The sequence below is a fragment of the Chromohalobacter sarecensis genome (assembly GCF_023061135.1).
GTDB lineage: Bacteria > Pseudomonadota > Gammaproteobacteria > Pseudomonadales > Halomonadaceae > Chromohalobacter > Chromohalobacter sarecensis.
Map to the genome: position 1 here is coordinate 1 of NZ_JAKGAN010000016.1, position 11,637 is coordinate 11,637.

Below are 11,637 nucleotides of genomic sequence, written 5' to 3' on the forward strand. Positions count from 1 at the left end.
TGCCGGTAACGCAGCGCCGTTTACCGACAGCGCCACCCTGGATACCGTGGCACCGGACGCGCCGACGATCGATCCCACCGACGGTGGCACCATCAGTGGTACTGCCGAAACCGGCAGCACCGTGACCCTCACCGACGAGGATGGCAACACCCTCGGCGAACCGGTCCTCGTCGATGGCGACGGCATCTGGACCGTGACCCCCGACACCCCGCTGGCCGGTGGTAATGAAATCACAGCCACTGCCACCGACCCCGCCGGCAATGCCAGCCCGGACGAAACCGTGACGGTCGATGTCGATGCGCTGCTCCCGCCGACGATCATGTTGCCGGAAACCGACGATGGATTCCTGAATGCTGATGAGCTCGCCGATGGCGTACAAATTTTAGCCGACCTGCCGGCCGATGCCGCACTGGGTGATGTCATCAACGTCACCCTCGCCGGCGGTACCGGTGGCATTGGCGGTACCTACACCCTCACGCAGCGCGACCTGAATGTTGGACAGGCGCTGTTCGAGATAGAAGGCGACCTGCCGGACGGCGACTACACCGCGACTTCGACGTTGACGCGCGGCGACGGTAGCGAGTCTGCGACCTCCGGCGGCTACGACTTCACGGTCGACACCACGCCGCCGGGCCTGCCGATTTTGCTGTTGAACCCGGTCTCGGCGGTGCTTTCCATCGATGCCGAACCGGACTCGATCGTTCGGCTCGCGGTCGGGCTCGCTGGTCAGGAAGTCAGCCTGACTGTGCCGACGGATGAAAACGGCGACGCTAGCGTCAACCTGCTGGCCGACATAGGGCTCGACCTCGACCTGAGCGATATCGCGCAATTGGGTATCGCGGTAGCCGCCGAGGATCAGGCCGGCAATACCAGTGACTTCGCAAGGATCGGACTCAACCCCCCGGATGCCAATCCGCCGCTTCCCGCCACCGATATGGCAATATCCGATGATGGCACGACGCTGTCCGGCGTAGCCGAAGCGAACGCGACGGTGCTGATGGATCTCGATATGGATGGCACCGGTGAGTTGACGACAACGGCTGACGAAGACGGCAGCTTCAGCTTTACTATCGATCCGCCATTGATCGATGGTGAGCTGGTCGACGTCATCGTCGTCGACGCCATCGGTAACGCAAGCGATCCGGTCGCGGCGTTGGCGCCGAGAGATGAACCAGCCGATGGTTTCGCGCCGCGTATGTTCGTACAGTCAGTCGAAGAAGGCTACATCAATGCCGATGCGGCGGACGGCGGTATCGATACGCGGGTTCGCTTGCCTTCCGACGCTGCCGAGGGCGATACCCTCACGCTGCAATTGACGGGAGACGATGGGAATACAGTGGCGCAGGATTACGTGCTTACCGCTGGGGACCTTGCCAACCGCTTTTTGGAGCTGACCCTCGATGCCGTGGACGGTACGTTCCCCCAAGGAGCAACGACAATTACGTCGACTCTAGATCGAGGCGATAGCCAGACCGTCTCCAATAGTGTGGCGTTCGATCTCGACACCATCGCCCCGAGCACGCCAGTGGTGGATTTTCTGGGCACGGCTCTCTCTATCTCGGGCGAACCGGGATCGACGGTCGAAATCGGCATCAGCCTGGCCGGGGTCACGACATCGGTAACGCTCGATGTCACCAATGACGAGCCGGTGCTGCTGGACCTGCTGAGTGACATTTCGCTCGATATCAATCCGGCCGACCTGCTCAATGCTAGCGTCTCGGTCGTAGGCCGCGACGCCGCCGGTAACCAGAGCGGTGTGGCTGAGCTCAACTTGGGCACCAGTCTACTCGACGGCAGCGACCTGGTGACGATCGGCGGGTTCGGCGTCACCGAGGTTTCGCTCGGAGAATTGGGGATTCCACCCACCGGCCCGCGTCTTGTGGTGGGTGGCAACACGACACCCAATGCCACACTCGCTCTGACCGTGGGGCTGCTGGGTGCCTCAGCTATCGTTGATGTTCAAGCGGACGAAAACGGCGACTTCGGCATCAATTTGCTGAGTTCGGAGACGATTGCCGACTTGGGGCTAAGCTTGACAGGTCTGATTGGCGAGTTGCTCTCCGATCCTGATCTGCTCGCGGGTATCTCAATCAGTGCCGTTGCCACCGATCCGGATGGCAACAGCAGTACAGAGTACGGTCTTTCCATTGCAGGTAGCGGCATCGATTTAAGCATCGGTGAGGTAAGCATCGTAGGCGGAGACGGGGACGATCTGCTTGGCGGCACCGATGATGCCGAAAACATCGCTGCCGGCGATGGCGATGACATCATTCTCGATGTTGGCTCAGGAGATACCGTAGAGGCTGGCGCGGGAGACGACATCATAGAGCTCGGTACCACGGACTTCGTCAGCATCGACGGGGGGGAAGGCTTCGACACACTGAGGCTCAGCGAAGCTCTCGATCTCGATCTGACGGTATCGGGCGTGGGATCCGTGAGCAACATCGATCGGATCGATCTTGGCAGCGGCAATGGTGCCAATAACCTGACGCTGGATGCCGACAGCGCGCTGGCTCTAGTTGGAGAGAACGGCACGCTGCAGATCTCTGGCGGCCAGGAAGATAGCCTGGAGGCGACGGGTGCTACCTTCGTCGGGAGTGTGGTGGCTGGAGGCCCCGCTTACGACCAATACGCACTCGGCGACGTTACCCTCAACGTCGCCAGCGGCACCCTCGAGGTCACCGGCACGGTCACGGCCGCACCCGGCGATCTTGAAGTGATCGAGGACGGATCGGTTCTGCTCGGCATGGCGCCGGCAGGCAGCGTGGTTTCGGTAATCGACGCGGAAGGCGCTACCCTCGGCGAGGTAGCGGTCGCACTGGACGGCACTTTCGAGTTCCCACTGGAGACGCCGGTCGCACCGGGCGAGTCACTTTCGGTGGTCGCGACCAGTCCGGCGGGGGTGGCGAGCGAGCCAGCAACCTTCACCGTCGCCGACGTCACTGCCCCGTCGGTGCCCGATGCATCGCTTGGCGATAACGGCGTAACGGTTACCGGTACCGCGGAAGCAGGAAGCCGAATCGAGGTCACCGGTCCTACCGGCGCGGTGCTCGCCACCGCTACCGCAGATGATGCCGGCGCTTTCGAGATCACGCTCGATGCCGCGCTCACTAACGGCGAAACGACTTCAGTAACGGCTACCGACTCAGCCGGCAACGAAAGCTCGGCACTTACGCTGACCGCACCCGACACCACGGCACCGACCCAGCCGGAAGGCGTGACCTTCACGGATGACGGCATCACGCTCGAGGGCTCGACCGAGGCGAACGCCAGCATCAGCGTGACAGGGCCTAACGGCGCGACGCTCGGCAGCGGTGTAGCGAACGCCGACGGCGATTTCAGCGTGGCGATCGAGCCCGCGCTGAACGACGGTGAAACCGCCGAAATCGTCGTCACCGACGCCGCGGGCAACTCGAGCGAGCCGCTCGAGATCGTCGCACCGGACACCACGGCGCCGACGCTTACCAACATTACCTTCGCCGAGGACGGCTCGGCGCTCGACGGTATGACAGCGGCCGGCAGTACCGTCGTCGTGATCAATGACGCCGGCGTTCAACTGGGTACGGTGGAAGTCGAGGCGAGCGGCAGCTTCAGTCTGACATTCGCCCCCGCACTTGCCAACGGCGAGGCAGTCACCGTGACCGCGACGGACGCCAGCGACAATGTCTCCGAAGCAATCACGGTCACGGCGCCGGATATCACCGCCCCGAGCGTGCCCACGATCAACCCGTCCGACGGCGAAACTCTGGGCGGTACAGCCGAGGCCGGCAGCACGGTGACATTGACCAATGGCGCCGACGAGCCGATCGGTAGCGTCACCGCAGAGACGGACGGCACCTGGAGTTTCAGCCCGGCAACCGCACTGGCAGTGGGTACGACGGTCGTGGCGACGGCTACGGATGCCGCCGGCAACGTCAGCGTCGAGGCGACGACGGATATCGCGGATATCGATTTTTCCACGCCGCCGATCGTCACGCTGCCGGGCGAAGACGCCGGTTTCATCAACAGCGACGAACTCGCCAACGGCGTTCAGGCCCTCGCCGACCTCCCAGCGGGCGCCGCGGCTGGTGACATCCTGAGCGTGACCATCGAGGGCGACGGCGGCACACTGACCGGCGAGCTCACGTTAAGCGAGCGCGACATTGCAGCCGGGCGCGCCATCGCGGATGTCGAGGGCGATCTACCCGACGGCGACTACAGCGTCAGCGGCGCGATCCTGCGCGACGACGGCGTCGACTCCGCGCCTTCCGAAGGCGTGGCGTTCACGCTGGACACCGAAGCGCCGTCGATTCCCGACGCCTCGATCAATGCCTTGACCGGGGTGCTGAACATCGGCGGCGAGCCCGACTCGCTCGCCACGGTAACGGCAGCACTCGGCGGCCAGTCGGTGAGCCTGCAGGTGCCGACGGATGCACAAGGCAACGCCAGCGTCGACCTGCTCACGGAACTGGGGCTCGATCTCAATCTCGGCAACCTGCTTCAGGCCGCGATTGGTGTCACCACTCAGGACCAGGCAGGCAACGTCAGCGAGCCGTTTGCCCTTGGCATCGGCCTGCCCGACGCCACCCCGCCACTACCGGCCAGTGAGGTTACCGTCTCCGATGACGGCACTAGCGTGAGCGGCAGCGCAGAGGCGGGCGCGATCGTCTCGCTCGACTTCAACGCCGACGAGATCGCCGACGCCACGACCACGGCGGACGAGACCGGCGCGTTCAGCGTCGCTATCGACCCGCCGCTGATCGACGGCGAACTGGTAAGCGTGACGGTGGCCGACGCTGCGGGCCGCGTCAGTGATGAAACGGTGACGCTTGCACCGCGCATCGATACCGGAGAAGCGATCGCGCCGCGCATCGCGGTCCAGGCGCTGAACGACGGCTACATCAATGCCGACGCCGCGGAAAACGGCATCGCCACGCGAGTCAGCCTGCCGTCGGATGCCCAGGTCGGCGACAACTTCCGGGTACGTCTGGCAAGCGAAACTGGCACGACCACCACCACGACCGCAGTGACGTTGACGGCGGCCACGCTCGCCGCCGGGTTCCTCGATCTCGCCATCGCCAACGACGGCGAGCTACCGCAGGGGCTAGCGGTGATCAGCGCCATTCTCGATCGCGGCGGCGAGGAGACCACCTCTAACGGCGTCGAACTGCTGATCGACACCTTCGCTCCCGGCACGCCCACGCTCAACGCCATTGGCGGTGCGCTGGGTATCGAGGCAGACGCCAACTCCTCGGTCACCGTCGAGGCCAACGTCGCCGGCGTGAGCAAGGCGATCACCCTGCAAACCGGTGACGACGGCCTGGCGGATGTGAACCTGCTCGAGGATATCTCGCTAGGGTTCAGTCCTGCGGATCTGCTCGACGCCGGGTTCCGGGTCTACGGTGAAGACGAAGCCGGCAACCGCAGCGGTATCGTGGATGCCAACCTGGGCGCCAGCCTGCTCGACGGTAGCGACCTGTTGACCATCGGTGGCTTCGGAATAACCGATTTTTCCTTGGGAACTGTATTCCCACCCACCGGCCCGATCCTCGAAATCGGCGGGGTCACCGATCCGGGTGCGACGCTGACGTTCACCGCGTTCCTGGGTGGTAACAGCGTCACCTTGACCACGCAGGCCGACGACACCGGTGCCTGGGGCATCAATCTGTTAAGCACTGAGGTTGTCGAGGCGCTGGATATCACGCTCTCTCTCGACGTGCTCTCCGGCCTGGGCGTCAACGTCGTCGCCGAGCTGGACGGCCAGACCAGTAGTGAGTACGGCATTTCCCTGGGCATCGATGGCCTCAGTCTCGACATCGGCACAGTCAATCTGACCGGTACCGAAAACGGCGATCGTCTGGTTGGCACCGACGCGGCCGAGACGTTCACCACCGGCGCGGGAGACGACGTCATTCTCAACGTCGGCGGCGGAACGGATTCGCTGCTCGGCGCGGCAGATACGGTCGATAGCGGCGCCGGTGACGATTTGATCGAGCTGGCTGCCGACAACTTCGATTCGATCGATGGTGGCGAGGGCTTCGACACCTTGCTGATCGGCGGCGAGGGAATCGACCTGGACTACACCGATGGCTTCCTGAATCCGCAAACTCCTGACAATATCTCCAATATCGAACGCATCGACCTGGGCTCCGGCGACAGCGGCAACTCACTGACGCTGGAAGAGGAAGACGCCGAGCTGCTGGCTGGCGACGACAACGAACTGCAAATCACGGGAGACGAGAACGACACGTTGAATATCACAGGCGCGGTACAGGGTGAGGCAACGGTCTCCGGCGGAGTCGCCTACGATCAATACACCTTCGGCGACGCGACGATTCAGGTCGAGCAGGAGACGGTCCAGATCGAGACCTGAACAATGACCGGACGGCGCCCTCTCCTGAGGGCCGCGGCGCCGTCCGATACCGCCATCAACAGGGCTGGCGACGCAACATCGCCAGCCGAGGAATATCGCAGGCAAAAGGAAAAGCGGTCATCGACGACTTATTCCAACACGCAGAAAGGTGGTCTCTACGCATGCTGGCAATCGTCGTCTGTCTGGCGCCGACCATCGCGAATGGTCAGGACACCGACTGGTGGGACGCCGTCGAGCATGAAGCCACCGGCCACGGGGCTTCCAAGGTCGCTCCGAAGATCAAGACGACGCTGCCGACCGAACCCTGGTCGCCCTCGACGACATCGACGAACAGGCCCCTCAACACCGAAAGCCGGCCTAGATCCACCCCACTCTCTGCACCGCTCCCGCTCGAAAAAGCCATACGCCGCGGACTGGCGATCAACCCGGCGGTGCGCGCCGCGGTCGCCGACGCCAATGCGGCCGGCACCGAGGTCGATATCGCTGAGTGGGGGTATTTCCCCACCGTCGATCTCTCCGCCGGCCCGGAAGAGTTCCCGTTCAGCGAATTCGGTTACGACGCTTCGGCCCGCCAGATGCTCTACGACTGGGGCCGCGTCGACAGCCAGGTCGCCAGTGCGGACGCGGCCGAACGAGAAGCGCGCCGGGCAGTGGGCGTGGCCGAGGAGGAAGCCGCGCTCGACATCGTCGAAGTCTATCTGGACGTACTGGCCGCGAAGCAGCGCCTGGAAGTGACAAAGGGCTATGTCGACGATCTCGAAAGCCTGCGAGATCTGACCCGGGATCGCGGCAGTAACGGCTACACCGACAGCAGCGAACAGGGCCGCGTCGCCCTGGATCTGGCTCAGGCGCGCGGTGAACTGGCCACCGAACGCGGCGCGCTCAACGATGCCCGCCAGCAATTTCGAGTCCTGGTGGGTGTTTCACCCGGCGAACTGGAAGCGCCGATGCCCAGCGAGCTCACCGCGCGTCTGGAAGAAACTGCAGCGCTGGACGATTGGATCGTCGCCGCGCCGGCCTATCGTCAGGCGGTAGCCAGTGCCGAGCAGGCCCAGGCGGAACTGGACGAGACCCAGGCGGCACTCAAGCCCCAGCTCAATCTGGAAGGCTCATTACAGCGTCGCCAGATCGGCGGCGAGCTACAGGATGACTCGGTCATCGGTTTTCGCCTGCGCATGGATACGCTACAGGGACTGGCCAATTTTCAGCGCCCCGATGCCGCCCGCCAGCGACTCGAGGCCGCCCGCTATCGTATCGACGACCAGCAGCGCGAAATTCGTCGCAGCGTGCTGACACTGATCGAAAACGCCGAGGTCTATCGTCAACGTCAGCAGGCGCTGACGGATCAGGTCAAGGAAGCGCAATCCGTCGGCGACCTCTACGACGATCAGTTCTCAGTAGGGCTACGCGATATCAACGACCTGCTGACGATCCGTCAGGAAGCGTTCTCGACCCGCCGTCAGTTGATCGATCTCGATAGCCAGCAGAAACGCATTCAATATCGCGCAGCCTCGCAATTGGGGCTGATCAACCCGCTGATCACGGGTCGCCTGGGAGATGACGCTCCATGAGCCTATCCGACTCCGAACGTAACGAGAACCGTCATCAAGATCCGGCCGAGGGCTACGCCGACCCGCTCCGGGAAGGCATGGCCCTGCTTTGTCGACATCTCGGCCGCCCCGCTTCCGTTGCCGAGCTGGGGGACGGGCTACCGCTGTCACAGGGACGTCTGCCCCTGAGCGAAGTCGCTCGTTCCTTGCGCCGGGCTGGGGTCAGTGCTCGCGTGGCTGCCCGGACACTGCCCAGCCTCTCATCGCGATTGCTGCCGGCGCTGCTGATTCTCGAGGACGGCGATACGGCGCTGCTGGAATCGCTGGATGACGACGAAGCCACCATCGTACTACCGGAGACCGGCGACGGCCGGGAGGTGATGACCCGCGAGGCGTTGGAAGCGATCTATACCGGTACCGCGATCTTCGCTCGCCCAATGGCTTGCAGCGATGATCGCGCTGGCACTTTTGCCCAAGCCGAACCCAGACATTGGCTCAAAGGCCCGTTAAAAGCCTGCTGGCCCGCCTACGCCGAAGTCGGCGTCGCCGCCCTGGCCGCCAACCTGCTGGCAATTTCCACTGCGCTGTTCGCCATGCAGGTCTACGATCGCGTCGTCCCCAACGCCGCCTTCGATACGCTGTGGGTGCTAGCCAGTGGCGTCGCGCTCGCGGTGCTGCTGGAGTTCGTGCTCAAGGGCCTGCGTGCGCATCTGCTCGAGGTGATCGGCAAGCGCCTGGATCTCGAACTCTCCTCCAAACTGTTCGAACAGGCGATTCGTCTGCGCCTGGCGGCAAAGCCGCCTTCGACCGGTGCCTTTACCAGTCAGGTTCGCGAGTTCGAGGCGGTGCGTGAATTTTTCACTTCCGCCACCGCCGGCGCCATCAGCGACCTGCCCTTCGTCGCTATCTTCGTATTGATCATCGCATGGATCGGTGGGCCGGTGGCCTGGGTACCGGTGGCCGCTATCGCCGGCATGATCATCCCCGGCCTGTTGCTGCAACGCCATCTGGCCAAGCTGGCCCGGGAAAACCTGCACGAGGGCGCGGTCAAGAACGGTGTGCTGCTGGAATCGCTGGACCAACTCGAGACCGTCAAGGCGACGCGAGCCGAGGGCCGCAACCTGGCACTGTGGGAATCGCTCTCGGCCCAGCTTTCGACCGCCTCGATCCGGCTGCGATCTGTCACCAGCATGTTGACCCACTCCGCATCGCTGCTGCAGCAGTTGGGCTATGTCGGCATCGTGATCGTGGGGGTCTACCGCATCAGTGCCGGCGACATGACGGTCGGCGCGCTGATCGCCTGCTCCATCCTCGGTTCACGAGCGATTGCGCCGATGGGACAGACCTGCGCCCTGCTCGCCCGCTGGCAGCACGTCAAGGCGGCTGTCGAAGGATTGGACGAACTGATGCAGGCCCCCAACGAAAGCGGAGCTGGCCAGAAAGTCCGCAAGCCTCGGCTCAAAGGCGACTATCGCCTGGAGGAGGTCGAGGTCCGCCATCAGGAAGAGGGGCCAGCCGCGCTGAAGATCGACGAACTGACGATCGAGGCGGGTTCGCGCGTCGCACTGCTGGGCGGCAACGGTGCCGGCAAATCGACACTGCTGCGGCTGCTCTCCGGCTTCATCGAGCCCACCGGCGGCCGTGTCATGCTGGATGACGTCAATATCACTCAGATCGAGTCCGCTGACCGGCGCCAGGCAATCGGCTATCTCCCACAGGATATCGCACTGTTCTACGGCACCCTGCGAGACAACCTGACCCTGGACGGCGCGGCCTACGATGACGAGGAGATCTTCCAGGCCCTGGATGGCGTCGGCCTGGGGCGTTTCGTGCGCTCGCATCCCCAAGGGCTGGAACTGCCGATCGCTTCCAGCGGCAGCGTTTCCGGCGGCCAACGTCAGGCCATCGGCCTTGCGCGGCTGGTGCTGCAGGATCCCCGCATCGTGCTACTGGACGAACCCACTGCCGCCTTCGACCAGACCAACGAGAAGCGCGCGGTGGAATTCCTCAAGCGGTGGATGGAAGGCCGCACGCTGATCGTCTCTACCCACAAGAAGCCGCTGCTCGAGCTGACCGAGCTTGCCATCGTCCTGCACGAAGGCAAGCTGGCGAAGCAGGGCAGTCTCGATCAGGTCATCAAGGGTAACCGGGTCGCCGCCACTGGCAGCCGTGGTTCTAACCTTGGCTCCAAGCCCAGGGAGGTGCGCTAGATGGCCACCACACTCAGCGATCAGGAACTGCAGCGCCAGCTGGGCGATCCACGCGCCAATCTGCGTCATCCTCTCGCACGCCCGGTAGTTTGGGCCGTATTGATCTGCCTGGTCAGTTTCATCGGTTGGGCCGCCTGGGCCCATATCGCCGTGGTGACTCATGGCGAGGGCCGGGTAATCCCGGTCAGCCGGATCCAGTCGATCCAGAGTCTCGAAGGCGGCATCATCGAAGAACTCAAAGTTCGTGAAGGCGATATCGTCGACAAGGACCAGTTGCTGGTCCAGCTCAGCGGCACCCGCTTTCGCAGCGCCTACCAGGAAACGCAAAATCAGGTCCAGGCACTGAGGGCGGCCATCGCCAGACTGCAGGCCGAAGTGCTGGAGCAGGACAGCATCACGTTCCCGGAGGATGTCGATGCGCAGAGCTCGCTGGCCCAGTCCGAGCGCGAGCTGTTTCACGCGCGTCGTGAAAAGCTCCGCGAGGCCAGCGAATCGCTGGGCCACGAGATTCAGATGGCGCAGCGCCGCTTGAATCTGATCCAGCCGCTGGTCAAGCGTAAGGCGGTAAGCGAGATGGAGGCGCTACAGCTGCAGCAGGACATGGCGTCGCTACGGGGTAAACGCGCCGAAATCCAGAACAGCTACGTGCAGGACGCCTATACCGAGCTGACTGACAAGAAAGGCGAACTCTCCTCGTTGGAGCAGGTCTTGGTACAGCGTCAGGATCAGTATCAGCGCACCGAGCTGCATTCTCCGGTACATGGTCGGGTCAACGCCATCAACTACACCACCCGGGGAGGCGTGGTACCGCCGGGCGAGACGATCATGGAGGTGATTCCGATGGAGGATCAGTTGCTGATCGAGGCCAAGATCAAGCCGAGCGATGTCGCGTTCCTGGCGCCGGGCATGTTCACCAGCGTCAAGATCACGGCCTACGATTACACGATCTACGGCGATCTCGAGGGCACCGTCGACCAGATCAGTGCCGATACCATCGAGGAGGAGACGCCGCGCGGCACGGAGTCCTACTACAAGGTCTACATCCGAACCGACAGCGGCTCGTTGACCCATAACGGCGAGAATCTGCCGATCATTCCCGGCATGATCGCCCAGGTCGACATCCAGACCGGCGAACGCAGCGTGCTGGACTATCTGCTCAAGCCGCTGCTCAAGGCAGATCTCTACTGAGTGCGTTGATAGGCGAACCACTGGCCCCGGCTACTCCCAAATAATTAACGCACGATATGTCATACTGTATAAGAATTAACTTTATCAATCTAAAAATAAGAGCAGGCCATGACATCCAACACACTCAACCAGCCCATAGCGGTGTTCGATGCAGGTGTCGGCAGCTATGTCGTTTTCTGGACCCCGTCGAAGATGTCGTTGCCAACCTTGGTGAAGGCACCGCCGGAAGTGGACTTGTAAAAACACTGGTAACCGAAGATGAACGTTACTCCATTGACGATTTTCACCGGATGCTCGGCCAGTTGGGCGTCGACCTCCCTCTAGAAGTCGTTGAAGT

The 11,637-nt window shown here is 63.2% G+C and carries 5 protein-coding genes; all 5 read left to right on the forward strand.

The annotated features are described in order from the left end of the window. On the forward strand, positions 1–6,352 hold a 6,352-nt coding region (locus tag L1071_RS16015), incomplete at its 5' end, for an Ig-like domain-containing protein (protein WP_246977020.1). Positions 6,353–6,513: 161 nt separating this feature from the next. Beyond that, a complete protein-coding gene (locus tag L1071_RS16020; protein ID WP_246977022.1) occupies positions 6,514–7,923 on the forward strand; it encodes a TolC family protein in 1,410 nt (469 codons plus the stop codon). After that, positions 7,920–10,112: a type I secretion system permease/ATPase gene (locus tag L1071_RS16025; protein WP_246977024.1), complete on the forward strand. Its 2,193-nt coding sequence runs from the start codon at positions 7,920–7,922 to the stop codon at positions 10,110–10,112. Before L1071_RS16020 ends, L1071_RS16025 begins: the two co-directional genes overlap by 4 nt. Then, positions 10,113–11,300 (forward strand): HlyD family type I secretion periplasmic adaptor subunit, encoded by a 1,188-nt coding sequence (locus L1071_RS16030; protein ID WP_246977026.1) that lies wholly within the window; start codon positions 10,113–10,115, stop codon positions 11,298–11,300. Positions 11,301–11,408: 108 nt separating this feature from the next. Next, complete coding sequence (locus L1071_RS16245; RefSeq protein ID WP_281504673.1) at positions 11,409–11,540, forward strand: hypothetical protein; 132 nt, start codon at positions 11,409–11,411, stop codon at positions 11,538–11,540. Positions 11,541–11,637: the final 97 nt, after the last annotated feature.